Genomic DNA, 23,698 nt, shown 5'->3' on the forward strand with positions numbered 1-23,698 from the left:
CTCCTCAGGACGAAACGTGACGTGCACGAAGATCGGTAGCGATGCGCGCCATCATAGGATTATTGAGCTTGCAGGCGCGGATGGAGAACGCCAGCAGCAGATGGAACAGGGCTGGCAGCAGGGTTTCCATCGAGGAGATCCCCGCCAGCGATGAGGCGGTTTGGTTTGCAGCACCTGGCTGATAAGCCACATAAATAAAGACAAGGCTGATAATGCCTGCGCTGGACGCCCAGGCGAGCTTGATGAAAAACAGATTAAAGGCGAAGTTCATGCCGGAAGAGCGAACGCCAGTTTTCCACTCGCCGTAGTCGTCGGAGAAGGCCATTAAGGAGAAGTGCAGCGGCAGCGTGAAGCCCAGAATAATGCCGTTGCCGAGGATCACGGCGAGCCATAGGGTCTGGTAGGCAGGGCCGGTAGGCAAGAACCACATTCCCGCTGCGATCGCGGCCAGCACCAGGTTGGTGTAGTAGTACAGTTTGACGGTATCAAAGCGGCGCGATAGCAGGTTGATAATCACCGAGCCGAAAATAGAGGCAAACGTCACCATGGTGAAGAACAGCGAGGTGTAGCCCGTCGAGCCGCCCAGCACGTAGGTGATGAAATACATGTAGCCGCCGCCGCGGATATTGAACACGTTAATCAGCAGGAACGACATCAGCAGCATCAGCAGAAGCTGGTCGTTTTTACGCAGCCCGGCGATGTGCTCACGCAGGGTGAACTTGCCCATCATATCCAGCGATACGCGTTCGCGAACCCAGAAGAAGCAGCACAGGAACATCACCGCCGCAATGGCACACAGCACGCCGACGCCATATTGGTATCCCTGCGCGGTATTGCCTTGCCCCAATGCTTTCACCAGCCACGGTAAACCAACGGAGACTAAAAAGCCCGCCACGCCGCACAGCACAAAGCGCCAGGCCTGGCAGGAGATCACCTCGCTGTGGCGCGTGGTCATGGTGTTGATAAGCGCACAGTAAGGCACGTTGATGGCGGTGTAGCTGACGGATAGCAGCAGATAGGTGCCGAAGGCCCAGGCGATTTTTACGCCGATGCTGGCATCGGGCACGGTAAAGGTGAGCACGCCAACGATCGCAATTGGAATGGCAATCCACATCTGCCACGGGCGGAATCGCCCCCAGCGGCTCTGCGTGCGGTCGGCCAGTACGCCCATAATCGGGTCGGAAATCGCGTCAAAAACGCGAAGTGCCAGGAATAGCGTGCCGACCAGTGCAGGCGTCAGGCCAAAGACGTCGGTATAAAAGAACGTCAGGAAATTCATGATCAGGCAGGTAATAACGGTACCGCCTGCATCGCCAAGACCATAGCCGATTTTTTCGCGGACAGATAATTTATCGTCCAGTGAACCCGGCACGACCTCGCTGGTGGAAATAGGTGTAGCGGTCATGGAGTGCTCCTCGCAATGTGGAGATGTCTGCTTCAGTAGGGATATTGTTGTAATGTCATGACCTGTTTAATTTTGCCTGGAAACCGGGGAGCAACAAGGTCGTAAAGAAGTATAAAAAGAGGGTAATTCCGACCTGATTGGAAAAGTGTGAAGATGATCGGGCGTAAACAGCTTTAATCGTTAATAATCAATTAGAAAGAGTGTTTGTTTTTAGCAAACAAGCGGGATTATTAATATTTATGCTCAATCTATCCATAGCGCTTCCGATTAAGGTACAAAACGGCGGGCTTTTTATCTCCCGGGGCGTGGGTCGGCATCCGGCCCGCAGACTGCGCTCATGGGAGGTGTTGTTTGTTGAAAAAGGGACGTTAGCGATTCAGGAAGAGGATCGTATTTTTCACGTTGCCGCGGGTGATAGTTTGTTGCTGTGGCCCGGTCGTCGACACGTTGGCATCGAGGATTTTCCCGCGGATCTGAAATTCTACTGGCTCCATTTCGAGGTTAACGTTTCGGTGCCGCCACATCCGTTGTTAACGCAGCTGGCTATCCCGCAGCAGACCACCCTACACGACCCTCAGTACCTGACGTCGCTGTTCCGCCAGTTCCTCAACGAGCAGGAAAAAATTCAGCGCAATGCATCGCTGGAGCTAATTTTGCTGCTTATTTTGCAGCATATTTCGCTCTCAGCTCAGCAGGCGGAGCCAAAGGATGAAGGCGGTGCGGCACTGGCATGGAAAGCGCAGCAGGTGATTCATACGCGCTACCATCTGCCGCTGTCGACCTCCATGCTAGCGCGTGAACTGCACTGCAATGCAGATTATCTGGGGCGCGTTTATCGGCGCGTTTTCCATCTCACTATCACTGAAGCCATACACCGCCAGCGGGTGAGAGCGGCGGAGAAGCTGTTGAGTAATCATGCCCGTTCACTGAAGGAGGTGGCCGAGCAGTGCGGTTTTGCCGATGTCGGGTATTTCCGGGAAATTTTCCGCAAGCATACTGGGCTGACGCCCGCCGCGTGGAAGCGGCGGTACTGTAAGGAACACGTGAATTCGCACTAGCCGCTACTGGCCGTAGTAGGCTTTGGCACCGTGCTTGCGCAGATAGTGTTTATCCAGCAGCTCTGGCTGCATGTCGGGTAACTGCGGCGTTAATTGCCGGGAGAATAACCCCATATAGGCGCACTCTTCCAGCACGACCGCATTGTGTACGGCATCGGCGGCATCTTTACCCCAGGCAAACGGACCGTGAGAATGCACCAGTACGGCGGGAAGCTGCATCGGGTCGAGGTCGCGCTTTTCAAACGTCTCAATGATGACTTCACCGGTCTGGTACTCATATTCACCGTTGATTTCGTCACGCGTCATCAGGCGAGTACAGGGAATGGCACCGTAGAAATAGTCCGCGTGCGTCGTTCCCCACGCCGGGAGATCTCGTCCTGCCTGCGACCAGATAGTGGCGTGGCGAGAATGGGTATGCACGATGCCGCCAATATCAGGGTAGCGGCGATATAGTGCCAGATGCGTAGGCGTGTCGGATGACGGTTTCTTCTTGCCTTCGATAACGCGTCCGGTCGCGATGTCGACTACAACCATATCTTCCGCCTGCATCACGTCATATTCCACGCCGGAAGGTTTAATCACCATCAGACCGCGTTCGCGATCGACGGCGCTGACGTTACCCCAGGTAAAGGTCACCAGGTGATGTTTAGGAAGCGCCAGATTTGCCGCCAGCACCTCGGCTTTAAGTTGCTCTAACATACGAATCCTCCTTCCTGCATACGGGCTTCAATCCAGCGGCGGGCCTGGATAATCTCCAGCACCGGTTCTTTGGATTTTTCGGTCCACATTTCAATCAGAAATGCGCCGCGGTAGTTCAGCTTTTTCAGTTCGTTAAAGATGCCGACAAAGTCGACGCAGCCTTCGCCGAACGGCACGTCACGGAACTGGCCCGGACACTCTTTGGTGACAGCTAGCGTGTCTTTCAGGTGAATAGCGGCGATGCGATCGATGCCGAGCGCTAGCTCTGCCGGGACGTCGTTACCCCAGGCGCTGAGGTTACCGACATCGGGATAGACGCTGAACCACGGTGAGGCGAGCAGTTCGTCCCACTTTTTCCACTTACTGATGGAGTTCATAAAGGCGGTATCCATGATCTCGACGGCCAGCATCACCTGGGACGCGGCAGCCTGCTCAACGGCCCAGGCAAGACCTTCGGCAAAGCGCTGCTGCGTGCCGTCGTCATGCTCTTCGTAATAGACGTCGTAACCCGCAAGCTGGATGGTGCGAATACCGAGGTCGCGGGCGAGTCTGATGGCTTTCTGCATAATTTCGCGGGCGCGGGCGCGGACCTGTTCATCACGGCTGCCGAAAGGAAAACGACGGTGTGCCGACAGGCACATGGACGGAATCGAAATCCCGGTTTCCAGCATCGCTTCAACCAGCGAGGCGCGCTGCGTGGTGCTCCACTCAAGGCGTGATAAACGCTCGTCGGTTTCGTCCACGGACATTTCCACAAAGTCGAAGCCGCAGCTTTTTGCCAGCACCAGGCGCTCTGGCCAGCTCAGGTCTTTAGCCAGCGCTTTTTCATAAATGCCTAACGGATGCGTGCGCATTATTGACCTCCCCAGATAGCATTAATCTGCTCATGGAAATCGCGGGCGACCTGAACAGGGTCGGCTGCTCCCGCAAGCGCGCGTCCGGCAATGAAAGCCTTCACGTTGATCTCTTTGAAGAGCGGTAAATCGGCAGGGGTGATGCCGCCGGTAATGGAAAGCTCAAGGCCAATATCGGAGAGCGTTTTCATGCGCGCCAGATCGGCTTCTCCCCACTGCTGACCGCTGGCCTGTGCGTCACGCCCGCGGTGGTAAATTGCCTGGCGAACGCCGATGCTGCGCCAGGCTCTGGCGTCGTCAAACGTCCAGTTGCCGAAGAGTTCCATCTGAATTTCTGCCCCTTGCGCCTGGGCGACAGCGTGGCCTTTTTCCACCGTGGCGAGCGGGGCGGCGCAGATGATGGTCATCCAGTTCGCGCCAGCGCCAAAGGCTTGCTGCGCCAGCGTTTCTCCGGCGTCGGCAACCTTCCAGTCGGCGACGATAATCTTATCCGGGCACTGCTGGCGCAGCGCGCGAACGGCATGCAGCCCTTCATTCAGGCACAGAATGGTGCCTGCTTCGACGATATCAACGTGGTCGCATAGCAGGGCGACATCTTTCTGCGCGGCCTGAAGCGTGCTGTGGTCGAGAGCGAGTTGCAGTAGTGGGCGATTCATGCGGAGTACTCCTTAATGCGGCTATGGAAGCCTTGAAGTGATTCAATCAGTAATTGGTAGCCACGGTATTTGCGCTGGTAGGCGGCATGCGCCTGCGGGTCAGGGGTTATCACGCGGATATCGTGAGTCAGCGTGCGTTGTGCCGTGTGGAAATCGGGGTAGATGCCGGTGCCGACGAGGGCGGCGAGGGCAGCGCCAAAGCAGCCGGTCTCTTCGACCTGCGGCAACTCGACGGTCAGGCCACTGACGTCTGCCAGCATTTGCATCCAGACCTCAGAGTGCGCTGGTCCGCCCGTCACTCGCAGCGTGTGGACATCGGTGAAGCGTTCTCGCATACGGTTGAGATGCGTCATGTGGCAAAAGACCACGCCCTCGTATACCGCTTGTAAAAGATGGGCCCGGGTATGCAGCGCCTGCATGCCATAAAAACCGCTGGTCATCTCCATCCCGGCATTGCTGCCATATAAAAACGGCAGAAAGAACACGCTGCTGCTGGCTTTCGGTAGGCTGGCAACGGCCTGATTAATCTCGTCAAAAGAGATATCGCCCCATTGCGTGGTGAGCCATTCCAGATTGCCGGAGGAGGTAGGGCTCGCTTCGTGGACGATAAATTCGTTGTGCTGGACATAGCGTCCGTAGACGTAGGGATGTTTTTCGTGGCTTTTCAGGCCGTGCGTAATCCCGCTGGTGACCGCCCAGGTTCCCATGACGGCATTGAGCGTCCGCTCGTCTTTTAACCCTGCGCAGAGTGCGGTGGAAACCACATCAAACAGTCCGCCGACAACGGGCGTACCCGCTGCCAGACCGGTGATGGCGGCTGCCTGAGGTGTGATTTCCCCGCAAATTTCGGCAGAGCCCACGATCGGCGGTAGTGCGGCGTCAATGTCGCTAATCCCCAGCCAATGTGTGAGCTGAGGGTCATAGTCCCCGTCGTTCATGTTGTAGAGATTGGATTCGGAGATGTTGCTTTCTTCGCAGCTTTTGACGCCGGTGAGGCACCAGCGTAGGTAGTCGTGGCCCATCATCACGCAGCCAATTTGGGCGTAACGCTCAGGCGCATTTTCTTTTAGCCAGCGGAGCAGCGAGGCTGGGTGTCCGGTCCATAACGTCTGGCGGGTGAGCGGATAGAGTTTTTCCGGGATGCCATCCTGCTGCCAGCGCTGGACGATAGCCATTGCCCGGCGGTCGGAGGAGAGGATGGCGTGGCCGAGCGGCTTGTCCTGCTTATCCAGCAAGAATAGCCCCTTGCCCTGCGCCGAGATGCCGACCCCGTTGATCTGGCTTCCCTGAATATGATTTCGCTGCAGCAACCGTGCGATGGTGCTGGCGCAGACATCCCATAGCTGGGTCATATCGCGTTCAGCGTAGCCGGGGAGTGGGCTAAGCGTGTGTAAAGCCTGACGTTCAATGCAGTGTTCTTTACCCTGGCTGTTGTACAAACCGGCTTTCAGATAAGTACCGCCACAATCGATACCCAACCAGAAGGTCTCTTTTTCACTCATCTCTTTATCTCTGTTTTGCCGGATTTGCCGGAATACACTTTCTCTTCAGCCCGATAGCCGTGGCTATCGGGCGGGTGATACCCCTACGCGATGCGTTTACGAGCAGGAACGTGGGGATCGGTAGATGCGCCGGAGGCGAGATCGCATTTCGCCGGTAGCAGTAGCGCCATGAACGCCGCCAGTGCCAGAGAGATAGCGAGGCAATACACGCCAGCATCTTTGCTATAGAGGGTGATTAAGACGCCGACGGCGTAGGGGCCGCAGAACCCGCCCAGGTTGCCAAGGGCGTTGATTACGCCGCGTGCACCGCCTGCCATTTCAGCGCTAAACAGCTTGGCTGGAATGGTCCAGAACACGCCTGCGGCGGATTGCAGGAAGAAGCCACAGCCAACCAGCGCGGTGTAGGCGAGCCAGATGTTGTCTTTCAGGGCTACCGACAGGAACATGCAAAGGGCAAATCCGGCGAGTGGCAGGCAGACAAAGACTTTGCGCTTGCCCGTTTTGTCTGAGAGCCAGGAGAAGAGGAACATCCCGGCAATCGCCCCGACGTAGGGGAGAATGGCGAGCATGCCGACCTGGCCCATGCTGGAATGCGTCAGCTCTTTCAGAATGGTTGGCAGCCATAGGGTGTAGCCGTAAATCCCGGTTTGATAGAAGAAGTTCAGTGCGATCAGTTGCCACATGATTTTGTCGGACAGCACGGCTTTGAGCGAGGCGTTGCGTACCTCTTTTCCGGCAATCGCCAACTGCTCGGCTTTTAGCGTTTCGACGAGCCAGTTTTTCTCCGCGTCACTGATCCAGCGTGCCTCCTGCGGGCGGTCGTAAACGGTCAGCGACCACAGCACCAGCACGACAACGGATAACATGCCTTCGATAATAAACAGCCAGCGCCAGTCGAGAGCGGTAATGAGCCAGCCGGAGAGGGGAGCGGTGATGATCCCGGCAATCGGCACAAACATGATGACTATCGCGTTGGCGCGGCCGCGTTCTGCATCAGGGAACCAGTTACAGATCATCGTCAGCACTACCGGCAGCATGCCACCTTCAGCGACACCCAGTAAGAAACGCAGCACTAACAGCTGCCATTGATTGGTAATCAGGCCCGTAAGCACGGAAATGACGGCCCAGGCGACCAGCGACCAGCCGATGAATTTTTTACCGCTGCCATGAACAGCGATTTTCCCGCCGGGAACCTGCAGGAACATATAACCAATAAAGAAAATACCGCCCGCAAGGCCTGCCATGGTGGCGGAAATACCCAATTCGGCATCCATACCGCCCGGCATGGCAAAAGCAATATTTACCCGGTCCATATAAGAAATGATACAAGCAATCAGAATCGGTGGAATTATTCTTAACCAGCGCTGGCGTGGTATTTCTACAGGTGTAGATGGTAGAGAGGAAGTGTTCATGTTTATATTCTCTGTTAAATAATAAAGGATGTTTTTATTTTTTAATGAGCTGCTTTATTTAAAACACGAATGCCATCGCGCAAAATATCGATGCGATGCTGCACATCTGCCTGTGCATCAATTTCTAATAATTTAATGCCGGAAAATTGTAAGGTAGAGGCTGGTGCGGCCTGGAATAATTCATGGGCGCGATCGGCTGTTAATAGACTCTCTGGACAGAACGGCGCAAATGGGGCGTGAAGATCCTGCCATTCGCCGTAAGGGCCACGTTCCGTGGTGCCCGAAAACATGAGCGCACCGAGTTTTCCCGCCCGCTGAGCGGCCAGCGTATGGGCCAGCGGCAGCGCCGGATTACGGCCTTCAATGGCGGAACGCGCCCAGTTGATGCAGACGCTGATATCATATCCCGACAACGCCTCCAGCACTGACTCTAGGGGTAAAAATCCCTTACGCGGTGCGTTTTGATTCATGGCATCGCAGTGTTCCAGCACCAGATTGCATGACCAGTCCCAGGATGTGATTTCTTTGATTGAGCGCGCAAACGCTTCAGTGGCTTGCGTTACGCTGGTATTGCCCGCCTGCGGTGCGGCCTGCAGTTCGAGGGCGATAATTTTGCCAGGGTGCGACGTATTAATACGGTTAATTTTTTTCAGCAGATGGCGATAGTAGTCCACGCACGCCAGACGCTGCGGTTCATCAGCGGAGGCCAGGCCAAAATCACCGTTACCGCCGCCACGACGGCGCATCGTCTCCATAACGGCGGTAACGACAATCTGCCACTCAGCAGGCGTATGGCGGAACAGCCACTCGTCGCCGTAAGGGTGAAGATGTTCAAGACACGGCTGTTCAATGCCCCGAATATCTGGCGTGTCGGCAAGCAATCGCCAGAATTCTTTCTCCTGCTGCTCCCCTTGTTGGTGAAATGAGGGCGCACACGGATACGCACCGATAATATAACCGGTATTATTCGTTTTCATTTGCTACTCCTGACAATATATCGTTTTAATTCAATACAGCCAGCGCCACTTTTACGACAATCTTCCTAATTGGCGTTGTTTTTGTCTTGTTGCATCCTGGACGGTGAACGTCCTGTGGGAAAAACATGGCATAGCTGCCAGGAACCATTTCAATAAATGATTCGTTTTCGCTGTGGTGATAAAAAATAATATCTCGTTGTTCCAGCAATGATTCGCGAATTTCATTCTTTCCGGTATCAATGGCAATACCGATTTTCTCTTCACCCCAGGCTAAAAATTGAATATCAAGATAGCGACGGTGAACTTCTGGATAATTTTCCTCTACGGGCCGGGTCGTCATATCGATTATCTGAGCAAAAATATTCCGTCCTTCTATTTCAATCACGCCCGGTTCGCATTGATGGAAATCGGTGGTACGCAGGAAGTTGAGCGCTTTTTCAATCGCTGCCGGTAGCGGGCAGGGATTCGGTTGTGAAACATGGCCAAATATCATGATTCATCTCCTACAGCGCCTGAATTTTGGCCCATACGCTGTCGTCAACGGTGATACCGTTGCGGCGATTTTCTGCCAGCAGTCGGGTAAATTCGTGGCCTGGAAGGCGGACGGCCATCTTTTCATCTGCGCGCTCTGCCGTGGTGACGTAATCCATAATGCGCTGCAGTTTTTCGTCCCGACTCGCGCCATCAATAAGCTTATCGACTTCGATCGCCATGAAGATTTGCGAAATGCCGTACTCATCGCTGTTGTCTTCGGTCACTTCGGCAACCGAAGCGCCATCGGAGAGCAGGGTGGCAATCATATCCAGCACGATAGATAAACCGGAGCCTTTCCAGTAACCCATTGGCAGAATGCGACGGTTTTTCTCAATCACGCCGGGCTCTTTGGTGAGCTGGCCTTCATCATCAAAACCACCGTCTACCGGTAACTGACGGCCCGCCAGGCGATTCACTTCCAGCATGCCGTAAGAGAACATCGACATCGACATGTCGATCATGGTGATAGGGTTTGAAGGCACCGCCACAATCAATGGGTTGGTGCCGATACGACACTCTTTTGCCCCCCACGGCGGCATGACGGCGATGGAGTTCGTCCAGCAGATGCCAATGTAGCCCTTCTCTGCAGCCTGCCAGCCGTAGCTGCCGCCGCGCATCCAGTGGTTGGCATTCCGCACAGCAACCAGACCAATACCGTGATCGGACGCGAGAGAAATGGCGCGATCCATCATCTTTTTCGCCGTCAGGTTGCCGATTGAACGCTGGGCATCCCACTGCTCAATGGCTCCAAGCGTGGTGATACGTTTTGGCTGGGCATCCGGAATGATGTCGCCATTTTCGAGCTGTTGGATGAAGCGAGGAAAACGGTTTACGCCGTGAGAATAGACACCGGATTCGGTTGTGCTGGCGAACATTTCGGCGCAGGCATCGGCGGTTTCAGCGGCAACGCCGCGGGCTAAGAGTACGCGGGTAAACTCGTTTTTAAGGTCTGCGAAGCTTAATAACATACATCGTCTCCGTTAAATCAAGCGTTTTAGCCATTCGGTGAACGCGGCTTAAAGGCCATTTTGCGTCTTCATTTCTGCGTTCCTGATGGTCTAAAGAAACAGCAAAAAGATCGTTTGTTAATCTCAATATTCCACATTGCGAAATCTGATTTCAAATATAGCGATCGTTTTTTAACAAAGCAATCTGTTTCATAATTTCTAAAATGTTTTAAAATCAAATGATTACAAATTATCTGCCAAGATCGTGAACTGAAACACACTTTGCGCTACCATCAGGTCGCGACAGAGACGAGGAGCGGAGCATGAGCAATAAAGCGAGTGATGTGGCGTCGGATAAGGAGAAGCCTGCGGGTAGCCAGAGTCTATTCCGGGGGTTGATGCTGATAGAAATCCTGAGTAACTATCCCAATGGATGTCCGTTGGCGCATCTATCTGAATTGGCGGGGCTCAATAAAAGCACCGTGCACCGATTGTTACAGGGGCTTCAGTCCTGTGGCTATGTCACACCGGCCCCGGCGGCGGGAAGCTATCGGCTGACCACCAAGTTTATCTCGGTGGGGCAAAAGGCACTGTCGTCCCTCAATATCATCCATGTCGCTGCGCCGCATCTGGAAACGCTGAATCTCGCGACCGGAGAAACGGTCAACTTTTCCAGCCGCGAAGACGATCACGCGATCCTGATTTATAAACTGGAGCCGACAACCGGCATGCTGCGTACTCGCGCCTATATCGGTCAGCATATGCCGCTGTATTGTTCTGCAATGGGCAAGCTCTATATGGCTTTTGGTCAGGAAGATTATGTGCGGCATTATTGGGAGAATCATCAGGATGAGATTCGCCAGTTGACCTGCAATACCATCACCGGGCTTCCTGCGATGTATGACGAGCTGGCGCAAATTCGCGAGTGCAAAATGGCGATGGATCGTGAAGAAAACGAGCTTGGCGTATCGTGCGTGGCGGTGCCCGTTTTTGATATTCATGGCCGCGTGCCGTACGCCATTTCGATTTCGCTTTCGACCTCCCGACTCAAGCAGGTGGGTGAGCAAAATCTCCTGAAGCCGCTGCGTGAAACCGCACTGGCTATTTCCAACGAGCTCGGATTTAGCGTACGTAGCTAAGAATTCTGGCAGCTGGACACATTGACCTGGGCATTTATCAAAAAATGCCCATTCCCCACCTCGGATCAAAGCATATCGCCCAGCCGCTCTGGCACTCTTAGGGTTTATCTCTCGCAACGGAGTGGGGAATGAACCCGTTTATTGTCGCTGATTCCTTAAAGTGCATTGGCTGTCGAACCTGTGAAGTGGCCTGCGTGGTGGCGCATCAGGATGAGCAGGCGTGTGCTAGCGTCTCGCGCGAGGCGTTTCTTCCCCGCATTCGAGTGGTGAAGGGCGGGACGTTTTCCACGGCGGTGGCCTGCCATCAGTGCGAAGATGCCCCGTGCGGTAACGTGTGCCCTACCGGCGCTATCCATCGTGAAAACGGCGTGGTGGCGGTCGAGCAGGCGCGATGCATCGGCTGTAAGAGCTGTATGCTGGCGTGCCCTTTTGGGGCGATGAACGTCAGCGTGCAGGCGCGACGGCCTCAGGCGATAAAGTGCGATTTATGCCGCCACCGTGAAGATGGCCCTGCCTGCGTGGCGGCTTGCCCGACGGGAGCGCTGGCCTGTGTTGATGTCAGCCAGCGCCCGGTACCGGGGTTAATGTAGGTTGTTGAAGTTCCAACTGAACGTCAGGCTGTAGCGCCAGTCACGATTGTGGCTGTCGGTGGGCACATCGCCGACCGGGCGCGCGGCCTCGACCGTCACGCTGTAGTGTTTGTTATCAGCAAGCATCACCCCGGCAGCGACAGACGCAAGCCGCTGATGTGGAAGCCCCGGCGCGTTGAACCAGGTTTGGGCGGTGTCGGTCAGCACGTAAGGCTGCACGGTAGCAACCCAGCTGTTCTCTTTGATCGGATGAATGTAGCGAAGCTCAACCTGCCCGCCGTAGCCATAGTCACCGCTGGCTTCTCCGTCCTGATAGCCGCGCCCAAAGCGCTGGGCACCGAAGCTGACGCGCTCGGGTTCAGGCAAATCGTTATCCGACCAGTCACCTTCCATCGAGGTGGAGAGCCGCCATTTGTCGGTGATCATCCAGGCCGCATCAATATTGCTTTTCCACAGCGTGAAAGAGAGATCGTTGCCAAATGCAGGCGCTGCATCTGCCATGGATGAAATGTCCACGCCCTGGCGCAGCGTCAGCTTGCCGTTAATGCTGGCGCGGTCAAACGCCTGTAGACCGTTGATGCCAAATTCAAATGCCGGGTAACGAACGTGGCTTTTGAGGTCGATGCTATCGACTGTTTGTGTGTTCTCAACCTGGCGGACGTGGTTGTCGTTACGTCGGTCGGTATAGTCCACACCTCCGTTGACGTTGAGCTGCTGCTTGCCGGTTAAGATAATCGGATAGCTGAACATCGCGCCGCCGTTATATTGCGTGGTCTCCTGTCGGGAGTCTAAGTAGCCGCCCGAGTAGTACTGTAATGGCGTATAGTCCCGTGGGTTGTCGCGGTAGTAGCTACCTTTGAGCTGCATCATTAGCCCGTCGTCGGTCAGGAACTGTTGATAGTTAAGCCCTAAGTAGGATTTCCGCGTTGAGCTATCGAGTGGAATCAATGTCGCCAGCCCGAGCTGATCGCCATAGCTGGTCAAGTTACTCAGCGACCCGGTAACGAACGCCATGTTCTGGCTACGACGAGTATCAATGGTCGATGAAATATCCCAGATATGCGGCTGGATACTTTTGGCCTGCATGGCCGCGGCGCCATAGATGTTCTGCGGTAGCTGTGCGCTGGCATCGACGGTCACGCCGGGGGTGCGGGTCATTAATTGGGTATAGCGGTCGAAAGTAGCCTGCGTCAGCGGCTTTTCGGCCATGATTTTGGCGGCCAGTCGCTTTAAGCGCTCAGCCAGATTCGGGTTGTTCGTTTGAATGTCGCTGTGTGCAACATAGCCCTCCACCAGAACGATTTTGATCGTGCCATCATGAAAGTTGTCATCGGGAAGCCAGGCGTAGGAGAGCGGGTAGCCGTCGGCGCGGTAGCGCAGCGTAATATTATTAATGAGCCCGACCAGCGTTTTCAACGGGACCTGTTTGTGCGCGTAGGGGACAAAAGGCTGCAATAACTCTTTTAATGGATATACGGTGCCGCCAATAAACTGAATATGATCGACTTTAATAAGTGTTTCTGGCGTTAATTTATTTTTGGGAACGCTTACGGTTAAACTTGGAGCTGCTGCAGGGGGGGCTTGCGGCGTACTGTTATGTTCCGCTTTGGCCGGGTTATTGGGGTCAATCAATGCGGGTAATGTATCTGCTCTGGCTATATTAAGCAGAACAACCCCCGATAGCGCATAAGCCAGGGTCGTTTTCATGACGCGTTCCTTGTGTATTTTATTGTGCAAGGATGATTATTGTTATTCTGCTGAAAAACGTGCCCCCATTGCGGGGGCACGGAAAGCATTAATAAATATATAGCTTATTTTTTTAACGTTAACCCGCCGAGCAGACCACCTAAAGGATTACTGGTCGTCGTCGTGGTTGAAGAGCTGCTGCTGGCGCTGGCGTTAGCGTTAGCAGAGGTGCTAACGTTGAGCGTATTCGTTAATGAACTGACCGTGCCGCCCAGCGAAGCGCTTGCCAGCAGGCCGCCGCTGCCGGTCTGGGTGCCGGTAGGTTTCACTAAGCCACCGGTATCAGTCACGATATTCCCGACGCTACTGACGACCTGTCCGACGCCGCCGAGCACTGGTGTGGTGGTGCTGATGTTGTTACCAACCCCGCTCACGGTGGTACCTACTTGGGTGAGCAGACCGTTAACCGGCGTACCTAAACCGGTCGTTGTCCCGACGCCCTGGGTGACGCCCTGGACACCAGACAGCGTGTTATTAACGACAGAGGTGACGCCCGTTGTGGCGGCTACCGCACCTGGGCTTTGCAAGGTGCTGGTTAAGCCAGTACCAGTGCTGCTGACAATCTGACCTGCGCTATTCACCACGTTGCCAACAAGGCCGGTCACGCCCGCGACTGGGGTACCTGAGGTGCTGGTCGAGAGATTATTACCCACGCCGGATACCGTGTTCCCCAGTACAGTAACGGTACTGGTGGTGCCCTGCAGCGTTGTCCCCACGCCGTTAGCGTTTGATGAGTTGCCTACACCGTTGGTGACGCCCGTCCCTAAAGTATCAACCGCGTTACCTACACCGCTGACGGTGGTTGAAATGGTTGACGTGACCGGGTTGTTACCTGCCGTGCTAGTCAGTTGACTGCCCAGACCGCTCAACGTATCGCCTACGCCGGACACCGCTTTCCCGGTTTCACCCAGAATGCTGCTGCCCGCCGTTTGACCACTACCAGAGCCATTGCCATTTCCGTTGCCGCTACCATCACCGCCGCCGCTACCATCGCCGCCACCGGAGCCGTCGCCGCCGCCAGAACCACTACCCGTTGTGGTACCGTTTTTGGCCGTTGAATGAGAACCCCCGCCGCTTCCGCTACAGGCAGAGAGTGAGAATGCAAGAAGCACCGCCATAGCAATTATGCTTAATTGGCTAATTTTTTTAGAGGCCATGATCTTATCTCCACCAGTTAAAAACGCCGAGTGCGTATTAGTCAGTGTATGGCGGAAATTAAGCCTTGCATGGGGCGTTTCTTTTCATACGAAAGTATGGAAAAGTCCGATTTAACTTAAGCGTAAACAAAGTCTGCTATGTAAATTAATATGCTCTTATGAAACATGTTCTTACTTTGAATTTAACATATTAAGCGGCGGTGAATAATAGGTTTTACTGTTAAGCGTTAATTAAATGGCGGTGGGAAATTGAGAGTAATCCGAGTGAATTAAAGAGGGTGGTTTTCTGGTTTTTATTCTTTAAATAACTATCAAGATCACAGAAAAATATCAGCCTCTGATTTTCAGAGGCTGATATATCGTATATTACTGGTTTTCTTTCCAGGCTAATTCTATCTCTTCGGCGAGGATTTTAACGCCCGCTTCGATCTTTTCTGGATCCGGTACATAGTTCATGCGCATGCACTGGTGAGTATGGTCCCAGGGTTTATCCAGCCCTGGGAAGAAGAAATCACCAGGTACCATCAGGACGCCGCGTTTTTTCAGGCGCTGGTAGAGCAGTTCGGTGGTAATCGGCAGGTCTTTGAACCATAGCCACAGGAAAATCGCGCCCTCGGGTTTATGGATAAGACAGCGGTCTTCCGGTAAATAGCGGCGGATAGTGGCGATGGTTTCCTGCACGCGCTGATAGTAGAAAGGCTTAATCACCGTTTCTGACAGGCGCAACAGATCGTGTCGTTTAATCATTTCACACATGATAGCTGGCCCAATACCACCCGGTGCCAGGCTGATAATCCCGTTCATGTTACTGATTGCGGTGATGATTTTCTCGTCGGCGATGATGATACCGCAACGGCTACCCGGCAGACCGAGCTTAGACAGGCTCATGCACAGCACGGTATTCGGGTTCCACAGCGGCGTCGCTTCGCTGAAGATAATGCCCGGGAACGGCACGCCATAGGCATTGTCGATAACCAACGGTATCCCGTGTTGGTTCGCCAGAGCGTCGAGCTGTTTGAGCTCTTCATCGGTAATGACGTTACCCGTTGGGTTTGTTGGACGCGAAACGCAGATCATTCCGGTGTCTTTGCCAATCGGCAAATTATCGAAATCAACGTGATATTTAAACTGCCCTTCCGGGAGCAGCTCAATATGCGGGCGGGTTGAGACGAACAGATCGTCCTCCAGACCGGAATCAGCGTAGCCGATGTATTCGGGAGTCAGCGGAAACAGCACCTTGCGGGTAGAACCATCCGCGCATCGACCTGCGAACAGATTGAACAAGTAGAAAAACGCGCTTTGGCTGCCATTTGTTAGTGCAATATTCTGTGGGCCAATATCCCAACCTAATTCATTACGCAGCATATCGGCCAGGGCGGTAAGCAGTGCATTCTTGCCCTGAGGACCATCGTAATTGCACAGCGCTTCAGAGACTTTGCCGCTTTCCAGCATCTCCGTCAGCAGGTTATTGAAGTAGGCGTTCATCTCAGGGATCTGCGCCGGGTTACCGCCGCCTAGCATAATAGCCCCTGGGGAGCGTAAACCGTCGTTGAGGTCTTCCATCAGGCGGGTAATGCCTGAATGGCGGGTAAACTTGTCGCCAAAAAGTGAAAATGTCATAGCTGAATTTCTATTGCTTGTTCTGTGATGTGGGTAACGATAACGCCACTGACGATGGGGTGCAAATGCGCTTGATGAACGGGTTTTAGAGAATAAATCGGTATATTTGTATTTGAATGGTCTTTTATTCTAAAGAGGCCCGTATGGCTGATACGGGCCGTGATAAGAAAAAATTATGGTTTGCCGGCCCACACGACCATCACTTTATCGTGGTCCGTTTCGCGGACAAAACCGTAACCCTGGTCGAGCGTGAGCGTGGTTTGTTTACCGGCACCGATGGCAGGGTGGCGCGCGCGGAACTGGCCTAACGTCTGCCAGTGTGCAACCTCGGCTGCGGATTTACCGGCGACATCCTGCCAGTTCATCTGCGAGCGCGTGCCCTGTAGCGGATCTGAACCGGTAGGGCCGAATGGACGACTGGACTCATCGCCGTAGAAAATCTGCACCGCGCCGGGAGCCAGTAGCAGAAGTTCGGCGGCGTTATTGCCTTTCTCCCGGAACAGGCGGGTATCGTGAGAGGAGAGGTAGCTCAGTACGTTGAAGCGTTGGAGTTTGTCGGCCATTTGTTGCCAGGTCATGTCGATACTGGAGAGACAGTCGGTGGCTTTCGCCGCCTGGTCCTGGTAATCGAAATTGATCATGGCGTCAAAGCCGTGGCGGTAGTAATCGCTCTCCATCACCCCGTGTCCCCAGGCTTCGCCGGTCATCCAGAACGGCGCGTCGTCGAGCGCTTTCTGCGGGTTGGCTTTTTTCCACTCGGCCAATGCGGCGACCGATTGTGTTTTAAGCTGCTGCCACGCCGCCATCTCAACGTGTTTCGCCGTATCAACGCGGAAGCCGTCAATACCATAGTCGCGTACCCATTGGCTAAGCCAGTGGGTGAGGTAGTCGCGTGGGGTGAAGCCAGCGATGTCTTTTGCGTGGGTATCGGGTTTGTTGCGGTAGAAATTCGGCAACCCGCTTGGCGTGGTGGATTCGGTTTTCAGATCCGGCAAAAACGCCAGCGACATTGTCAAATCGTCAAAGCCGGGATTGTCGTAGTCGCCAATATCTGTGCGGATCCACGCTTTGCCCCACCATTTTTCCCATGCGGCTTTATCGCTGAAGTTGATGTAATCGTTAAAGCTGTGCCAGGTCTGGCCCGGGCCGGGCTTCCAGTTTGTCCAGTGATCCCCGAGCGTTTTGGTGATTTCATCACCTTTGAGGTAGAGCGCGCCAAACTGGAACTGCTGCATGTCGGCCAGAGTCGCGTAGCCGGTGTGGTTCATCACGACGTCAAACAGGATGCGGATGCCTCGCTGGTGTGCGCCATCAACCAGCGCGCGCAGATCCTCTTCGTTGCCCATATTGGCATCCAGTCGCGTCCAGTCCTGGGTGTAATAACCGTGATAAGCATAGTGCGGGAAATCGCCTTTTGTGCCGCCACCTACCCAACCGTGGATTTGCTCAAGTGGGGAGCTAATCCACAGTGCGTTAACGCCCAGACTCTTCAGGTAGTCGAGCTTGCTGGTTAAGCCTTTGAGGTCGCCGCCGTGGAAGGTGCCGATTTCCTCCATGCCGTCTTTGTGTCGCCCGTAGCTATTGTCGTTGCTAGGATCTCCATTTACGTAGCGGTCGGTCAGCACAAAATAAACCGTGGCGTTATGCCAGCTAAACGGCGCGGCGGTAGCGACGTCAGCGCGTTCAAGCAGTAATAATCCATTGCTGTTTTCGGCTGGGCGTAGCGTGATTTTTCCCTGCTTCACCGTCGCCGTCTGGCCGCTATAAAAGTCGCGAACGAGGCCGCCTTCCGGGAAAGTTTTGCCGACATCCATCGTCAGTGGTTTGCCGTCCCAGCGCGGGCACTGGCGTACGTTGACCTGTTCTGCGGCGCTCTGTGTGTCACTTTGTACGGCGATAGTGAGCGTAGGCGTGCCGGAGCGGGTATCGACCTCCAGCGTGTAGTTGCCATCGCGGAAAAGACGCCACTGTGGCGCATCCCCCTGGCAGGGTTCCAGAGAGAGCATTTGGTTAAGACGAATCCCAGATGTGGGCTGCCAGCACTGTTGGTCAAAATTCAATCTTAACGGTCGGGTACCCTTCGTGAGCGTTTTTTGGCTACTGAATTTCCCCGTGCCGTCCGCTGCAAAAGTAGGAAAGCCCTCGGTGGACCAGTTTGCAGCACCGGCGAAAGTGGGAATCAGTAGCGGTATCAGGGCAGCGAATTTCATTCCAGGATCCTTGTGCCATCGGGTTTTACCAAGTTTGCCAGCCGTTTATCGTGCTGTACTCCTCCTGGCGAAAGGAGGAGATAAAGGGCTGAGTGATGGCGGTCAAAAAATGAACTAAAATGAGAGGTGGATGACATTTTGCCTGCGCAATTTGTCCTATGCTGAATCGCGTCCACGCGTCGTTTCGGAATCGGACTATTTCCTGAGCGTGCGTTGGCGGGGTATTTTTGGTATAATTTGAGATTCAGCTCTCAATTTTTTGAAATAATAAGGCGTTGGAATGATTAAATCCGACCAGGAGACCTAATGATATCGACTCCCATTCGACGATATGGGGCCGCGATACTTATGTTACTCATCTGTACATTTTCAGGTGGGGTGTTTGCAACAACACACACGGTAACGAAGCATCCGAAAGCCTCGGTAACAAAGCATACGAAGGCGACGGCACCAAAAGTAACAAAGGCAAGTTATAGTAAGGCAAGCAGTAAACAAGAGTATTCTCGCAATAGTGTAAAGAGCAGTTCACTTCCTGATTTGCGAAAATACCCTTCCGGAACCCCAAGGAAAAGAGCGTTTCTCCGGACGGTAATGCCTTATATCACAAGCCAGAATGCTGCTATTACGGCGGATCGTAACTGGCTGGTTTCTAAGCAGTACGAAGGCCGTTGGTCGCCGTCTGAACGTGCGCGCTTGAAAGATATCGCTGCCCGCTACAAAGTCAGCTGGAACGGTAATACCCGCAAGGTGCCGTGGAATTCGCTGCTTGAGCGTGTCGATATTATTCCAGGCAGTATGGTCGCTACGATGGCTGCTGCAGAGAGCGGCTGGGGTACCTCTAAGCTAGCTCGCGCCAATAACAACCTGTTCGGCATGAAATGCGGTAAGGGCTGTAAAAATGGTGCAGGTTCAGTGAACGGCTACACCAAGTTTGATTCCGTAAAGGAGTCCGTTCAGGCCTACGCAGCTAACCTGAATACGCACCCGGCTTATGCCTCGTTCCGTAAATCTCGCGCTCAGATGCGTAAGTCGGATCAGGAACTCACCGCAACGGCGATGATCCATAAGCTGAAAGGTTATTCGACCAAGGGTTCAAGCTACAACGACTACCTGTTCGCGATGTACCAGGACAACCAGCGCCTGATCGCCGCACACATGTAATCAACGCTACAGTTAAAAAGGCCTTCCAATGGAAGGCCTTTTTTTATTCCGTCGCCAGTAAAGGGATCAGGTCTGAATCAACAGCTCGCTATGCTGTTCACGATACTCTTTCGGCGTGGTGTCGTACTCTTTCTTAAACACCGAGTAGAAATATTGCAGCGAGGGGTACCCGCACATCTGCGAGATTTCGTTAATCGACAGTGAAGTCGACACCAGCAGACTGCGTGCCTTCTCAAGTTTTTCGCTGTGGATCACCGCGTGAATCGTTTCCCCCACCTCTTCCTTAAAGCGTTTCTCAAGGTTAGAACGCGAAATGCCTACAGAGTCCAGCACCTGTTCCACCTTGATACCTTTACAGGCGTTGTTGCGGATATAGTGCATGGCCTGAATGACGGCTGGGTCGTTCAAGGAGCGGTAATCGGTAGAGCGTCGTTCCATCACGCGCATCGGCGGCACCAGCACGCGCTGAAGCGGCAATACCTCGTTGTCTAGCAAGCGCTGCATCAGTTTTGCCGCCTGATACCCCATCTGTCGCGCGCCTTGTGCAACCGATGAGAGCGCGACGCGTGAGAGATAGCGTGTCAGCTCTTCGTTATCGATGCCAATGACGCACAGTTTTTCCGGTACGGGGATATGCAGATGCTCGCAGGCCTGCAAAATATGACGGGCTCGGGCGTCGGTGACGGCGATGATGCCGGTTTGCGGTGGCAGCGTTTGTAGCCAGTCGGCCAGTCGATTTTGCGCATGTTGCCAATTTTCCGGTGCGGTTTCCTGGCCCTGGTAAATGACGCCGCGATACTTCTCTTTGGCGACAATCTGGCTAAACGCGTATTCTCGCTCTTCGGCCCAGCGCTTGCCGCTAGCTGAAGGGAGGCCGTAAAACGCGAAGCGATGCACCCCTTTCTCTTTCAAATGTAAAAAAGCGCTTTCAACCAGCGCGTAGTTATCGGTCGCAATATAGTGAACGGGAGGGTACTGCTCCTGGCGATGATAGGAACCGCCGACGCCCACAATCGGCACGTTGACATCGGTGAGCAGGGCTTCGATGGTTGGGTCGTCGTAATCGGCAATGACGCCGTCACCCAGCCACTCTTTAATGTTTTCGATACGCGCGCGGAAATCTTCCTCTATGAAGATATCCCACTCGGATTGTGACGCCTGTAAGTATTCGCCTACGCCTTCAACCACCTGTCGGTCAAAAGCTTTATTGGCATTGAATAACAGCGTCACGCGGTGACGTTTTCCAAACATGGTTCAGGGTTCCTCGTGAATCATGATGGGTATTGCCGTCATGAGAGACGGCAACACCACGGCTGGACGATTAAGCGCGCCGTTTGGTGGCGGAGTCCATCCAGACGGCGAGTAATAAAATTGCACCTTTGACGATATATTGCCAGAAAGTGGGAACGTCCATCATACTCATTCCGTTGTCGAGCGAGGCCATAATAAATGCTCCCATCACCGCGCCGGCAACGCTACCGACACCGCCCGCGAGGCTGGTGCCGCCGATTACGCAGGCGGCAATGGCATCCAGTTCGGCAATGTTCCCGGCAGATGGTGAACCCGCCCCTAGACGTGAGCTAAGAATAAGCCCGGCAATGGCGACCATCAGGCCGTTGATAGCAAATACAGCCAGCTTATTACGCTCGACGTTAATACCGGAAAGCCTCGCGGCTTCGATATTGCCGCCGATAGCGTATATGCGTCGGCCAAAAGCGGTGCGCGTAGCCATAAACATTCCCGCCAGCAGCAGCAGCGTGAGCAGCAGAACCGGCGTTGGCACGCCACGATAATCGTTGAGCAGCCAGATAGCGCCCAGTACGATAACCGCCGTTAACGCCTGACGGCCCACCACGCCGCTGGATGCCGGAGTGCCCAGTCCCAGCGACTGACGCCGCATGCGCCCGCGCCACTGCCAGGCAATAAACGCCATCAGCCCAATCGCGCCAAAGGTGAAGCCAATACCGTTCGGCAGGTAGCTTTGACCAATTTGCGACATCGCCGCGCTGGTCGGTGAGACGGTCGTACCGTTGGTTATCCCAATCAGAATGCCGCGGAAGGCGAGCATTCCGGCGAGCGTCACGATAAACGATGGCACTTTCCGATAGGCGACCCACCATCCGTTCCAGGCTCCCAGCACCAGCCCCATCGCCAGCGTGACGATGATAGTCAGCGGCAGCGGCCAGCCGAGCCAGACATCAAAAATAGCGGCAGCACCGCCGAGCAGGCCCATCATTGAACCGACAGAAAGGTCGATTTCGGCAGAGATAATCACGAATACCATACCGACGGCGAGAATGCCGGTGATGGCGGTCTGGCGCAGCAGGTTGGAAACGTTACGCGCGCTGAGGTAGGCGCCGTCGGTGTTCCAGGTAAAGAACAGCATAATCACCACAATGGCTGCGATCATCACGAAGACCTGCAGGTTGAGCGATTTGAGCCGCAGCGCAGGGGCGGATGCAGGGGCCGCCAGCTTGATTTCAGACGGGTTGTTTTTCGACATGACGTTCACTCCTTAAGGCGGCTTCCATCACTTGTTCCTGAGTCAGACCGTTATTGACCAGGTTGGCTTTTAATTTCCCCTCGTGCATGACCAGCACCCGGTCGCTCAGACCCAGTACTTCCGGCAGTTCGGAGGAGATAACGATGACGGCAATGCCTTGCTGCACCAGTTGATTAATCAGCTTGTAGATTTCGTACTTTGCGCCGATATCGATACCGCGCGTCGGTTCATCAAGAATGAGAATGCGCGGATTAAGCAGCAGGCAGTGTGCCAGGATGGCTTTTTGCTGGTTCCCGCCGCTGAGCCGACCGATGGCGAGATCCGGTGATGAGGTTTTTACTTTCAGCCGCTGGATAGACTGTAAAATGCACTGCTGCTCTTTGGCATCATCCAGGCTGCTCAGTGCGCCGCTGAAGTCGTTGAGTGCGGCAAGCGTGATATTTTTTCCAACCGCCATCACCGGCACGATGCCGTCTTTTTTGCGATCTTCCGGCACCATCGCAATGCCGTGGCCGATGGCCTGCTGGCAGTTACGGATGTCCACTTGCTTGCCATCAATAAAGACGTTGCCTTCCCAGCGCCCGCGCCAAACGCCAAACAGGCACTGGACGGCCTCGGTGCGCCCGGCCCCCACCAGGCCAGCGATGCCCAGAATCTCCCCGCGTTTAAGGCTAAAGGAGATGTCGTTCACGCGCTTAATATGCCGGTTCACGGGATGCCAGGCGGTAAGGTGCTCCACGCGCAGAATTTCATCGCCAGCCGTATGTGGCTCGCTCGGATAGAGCGCGGTGAGCTCGCGCCCAACCATCATGGTGATAATGTCGTCTTCGGTCATGCTGGTCGCATCACGGGTACCGATATGCTGGCCATCGCGGATCACGCAGATGGTGTCAGAGATCGCTTTCACTTCGTTGAGCTTGTGGGAGATATAAATACAGGCGATGCCATGATTTTGCAGATCGCGAATGATCCCCAGCAGCACGGCAGTCTCTTGTTCCGTGAGCGAGGCGGTGGGTTCGTCCAGAATAAGCAGCCGTACCTGCTTGTTCAGCGCCTTGGCAATTTCAACCAACTGCTGCTGCCCCAGGCCTAAATCACCCACTCGCGTATCGGGTGAAATCGCGAGGTTCACCTGCGCCAGCAGTTTTTCGCAGCGCAGCGTCATGGTGTCGTAATCCAATACGCCGTGGCGGCTAATCTCAGTGCCGAGAAAAATATTTTCCAGCACGGTCAGATGCTTAACCAGTGCCAGTTCCTGGTGAATAATGGCAATGCCTTTGCGCTCGGTATCGCGAATATGCGTGGGCTGTAGCGTCTCGCCAGCAAAAACAATTTCACCCTCGTAGCTGCCATGGGGGTAAATACCGCATAGCACCTTCATTAACGTGGATTTTCCTGAGCCGTTTTCGCCACACAGGGAAATCACTTCGCCAGGGTTTAATCGCAGGCTGACATTATCAATCGCCTTCACCACCCCGAAGGTCTTGGTGATGCTTTTCATTTCGAGTAAATAGGGCATAAGTGCTTG

General features: G+C 54.3%; 20 protein-coding genes. 4 read left to right on the forward strand and 16 right to left on the reverse strand.

Annotation, left to right across the window (positions count from 1 at the left end; genetic code table 11):
• Window positions 1-4 precede the first annotated feature (4 nt).
• Entirely contained in the window at window positions 5-1,405 is a 1,401-nt protein-coding gene (locus tag RDN66_RS13485; RefSeq protein WP_202216985.1) for an MFS transporter, read from the reverse strand.
• Window positions 1,406-1,644: 239 nt separating this feature from the next.
• Here RDN66_RS13485 and RDN66_RS13490 point away from each other — a divergent pair, with 239 nt between their 5' ends.
• Entirely contained in the window at window positions 1,645-2,463 is an 819-nt protein-coding gene (locus RDN66_RS13490; protein WP_035893145.1) for a helix-turn-helix domain-containing protein, read from the forward strand.
• A 3-nt stretch (window positions 2,464-2,466) separates the two neighbouring features.
• Here the strand turns inward: RDN66_RS13490 and araD are convergent, their stop codons facing one another.
• The 8 genes from araD to yiaK form a co-directional block, all read right to left on the reverse strand.
• Window positions 2,467-3,162 carry an L-ribulose-5-phosphate 4-epimerase gene (gene araD, locus RDN66_RS13495; protein WP_035893143.1) on the reverse strand — a complete coding sequence of 232 codons (696 nt, stop codon included), beginning with the start codon at window positions 3,160-3,162 and terminating at the stop codon, window positions 2,467-2,469.
• The gene (locus tag RDN66_RS13500; protein ID WP_035893141.1) at window positions 3,156-4,016 is read right to left on the reverse strand and encodes an L-ribulose-5-phosphate 3-epimerase; all 861 of its coding nucleotides are present in this window, start codon (window positions 4,014-4,016) and stop codon (window positions 3,156-3,158) included. The genes araD and RDN66_RS13500 overlap by 7 nt, the downstream gene beginning before the upstream one ends.
• The gene (ulaD, locus tag RDN66_RS13505; protein ID WP_035893140.1) at window positions 4,016-4,672 is read right to left on the reverse strand and encodes a 3-keto-L-gulonate-6-phosphate decarboxylase UlaD; all 657 of its coding nucleotides are present in this window, start codon (window positions 4,670-4,672) and stop codon (window positions 4,016-4,018) included. Before ulaD ends, RDN66_RS13500 begins: the two co-directional genes overlap by 1 nt.
• On the reverse strand, window positions 4,669-6,174 hold the full coding sequence (locus tag RDN66_RS13510; RefSeq protein ID WP_035893139.1) for an FGGY-family carbohydrate kinase: 1,506 nt from the start codon (window positions 6,172-6,174) through the stop codon (window positions 4,669-4,671). The genes ulaD and RDN66_RS13510 overlap by 4 nt, the downstream gene beginning before the upstream one ends.
• Before the next feature lie 83 nt (window positions 6,175-6,257).
• A complete protein-coding gene (locus RDN66_RS13515; protein ID WP_035893137.1) occupies window positions 6,258-7,586 on the reverse strand; it encodes an MFS transporter in 1,329 nt (442 codons plus the stop codon).
• A 41-nt stretch (window positions 7,587-7,627) separates the two neighbouring features.
• Complete coding sequence (locus RDN66_RS13520; protein ID WP_202216988.1) at window positions 7,628-8,563, reverse strand: DUF4862 family protein; 936 nt, start codon at window positions 8,561-8,563, stop codon at window positions 7,628-7,630.
• A gap of 25 nt (window positions 8,564-8,588) precedes the next feature.
• Window positions 8,589-9,056: a YhcH/YjgK/YiaL family protein gene (locus RDN66_RS13525; RefSeq protein WP_123651068.1), complete on the reverse strand. Its 468-nt coding sequence runs from the start codon at window positions 9,054-9,056 to the stop codon at window positions 8,589-8,591.
• A gap of 10 nt (window positions 9,057-9,066) precedes the next feature.
• Window positions 9,067-10,065: a 3-dehydro-L-gulonate 2-dehydrogenase gene (gene yiaK / locus RDN66_RS13530; protein WP_035893133.1), complete on the reverse strand. Its 999-nt coding sequence runs from the start codon at window positions 10,063-10,065 to the stop codon at window positions 9,067-9,069.
• A gap of 302 nt (window positions 10,066-10,367) precedes the next feature.
• Between yiaK and RDN66_RS13535 the strand changes: the two genes are divergently transcribed.
• Window positions 10,368-11,183 (forward strand): IclR family transcriptional regulator, encoded by an 816-nt coding sequence (locus RDN66_RS13535; RefSeq protein ID WP_035893132.1) that lies wholly within the window; start codon window positions 10,368-10,370, stop codon window positions 11,181-11,183.
• Window positions 11,184-11,311: 128 nt separating this feature from the next.
• The gene (locus tag RDN66_RS13540; protein WP_035893131.1) at window positions 11,312-11,773 is read left to right on the forward strand and encodes a 4Fe-4S dicluster domain-containing protein; all 462 of its coding nucleotides are present in this window, start codon (window positions 11,312-11,314) and stop codon (window positions 11,771-11,773) included.
• Here the strand turns inward: RDN66_RS13540 and RDN66_RS13545 are convergent.
• The 4 genes from RDN66_RS13545 to RDN66_RS13560 all read right to left on the reverse strand — a co-directional run bounded on the left by RDN66_RS13545 (window position 11,765) and on the right by RDN66_RS13560 (window position 18,506).
• Window positions 11,765-13,480, reverse strand: a complete 1,716-nt coding sequence (locus tag RDN66_RS13545; RefSeq protein ID WP_202216989.1) for a ShlB/FhaC/HecB family hemolysin secretion/activation protein — start codon at window positions 13,478-13,480, stop codon at window positions 11,765-11,767. The genes RDN66_RS13540 and RDN66_RS13545 overlap by 9 nt on opposite strands.
• Window positions 13,481-13,584: 104 nt before the next feature.
• Entirely contained in the window at window positions 13,585-14,637 is a 1,053-nt protein-coding gene (locus RDN66_RS13550) for a collagen-like triple helix repeat-containing protein (protein ID WP_308537917.1), read from the reverse strand.
• A gap of 405 nt (window positions 14,638-15,042) precedes the next feature.
• The gene (gene avtA / locus RDN66_RS13555) at window positions 15,043-16,296 is read right to left on the reverse strand and encodes a valine--pyruvate transaminase (protein WP_202216991.1); all 1,254 of its coding nucleotides are present in this window, start codon (window positions 16,294-16,296) and stop codon (window positions 15,043-15,045) included.
• A 173-nt stretch (window positions 16,297-16,469) separates the two neighbouring features.
• A complete protein-coding gene (locus RDN66_RS13560; RefSeq protein WP_202216992.1) occupies window positions 16,470-18,506 on the reverse strand; it encodes an alpha-amylase in 2,037 nt (678 codons plus the stop codon).
• A 306-nt stretch (window positions 18,507-18,812) separates the two neighbouring features.
• On the opposite strand from RDN66_RS13560, the gene RDN66_RS13565 reads away from it, so the two are divergent.
• Window positions 18,813-19,667: a protein bax gene (locus tag RDN66_RS13565; RefSeq protein WP_035893127.1), complete on the forward strand. Its 855-nt coding sequence runs from the start codon at window positions 18,813-18,815 to the stop codon at window positions 19,665-19,667.
• A gap of 66 nt (window positions 19,668-19,733) precedes the next feature.
• Here the strand turns inward: RDN66_RS13565 and xylR are convergent, their stop codons facing one another.
• The 3 genes from xylR to RDN66_RS13580 all read right to left on the reverse strand — a co-directional run bounded on the left by xylR (window position 19,734) and on the right by RDN66_RS13580 (window position 23,689).
• On the reverse strand, window positions 19,734-20,918 hold the full coding sequence (gene xylR / locus RDN66_RS13570; RefSeq protein WP_035893126.1) for a D-xylose utilization transcriptional activator XylR: 1,185 nt from the start codon (window positions 20,916-20,918) through the stop codon (window positions 19,734-19,736).
• Between the two features lie 70 nt (window positions 20,919-20,988).
• Complete coding sequence (xylH, locus tag RDN66_RS13575) at window positions 20,989-22,170, reverse strand: xylose ABC transporter permease XylH (RefSeq protein WP_308537918.1); 1,182 nt, start codon at window positions 22,168-22,170, stop codon at window positions 20,989-20,991.
• Entirely contained in the window at window positions 22,148-23,689 is a 1,542-nt protein-coding gene (locus RDN66_RS13580) for a xylose ABC transporter ATP-binding protein (RefSeq protein ID WP_202216994.1), read from the reverse strand. The genes xylH and RDN66_RS13580 overlap by 23 nt, the downstream gene beginning before the upstream one ends.
• Between the last annotated feature and the right edge of the window lie 9 nt (window positions 23,690-23,698).

The sequence above is a fragment of the uncultured Kluyvera sp. genome, assembly GCF_902485085.1.
Classification (GTDB): Bacteria; Pseudomonadota; Gammaproteobacteria; order Enterobacterales; family Enterobacteriaceae; genus Kluyvera; species Kluyvera ascorbata.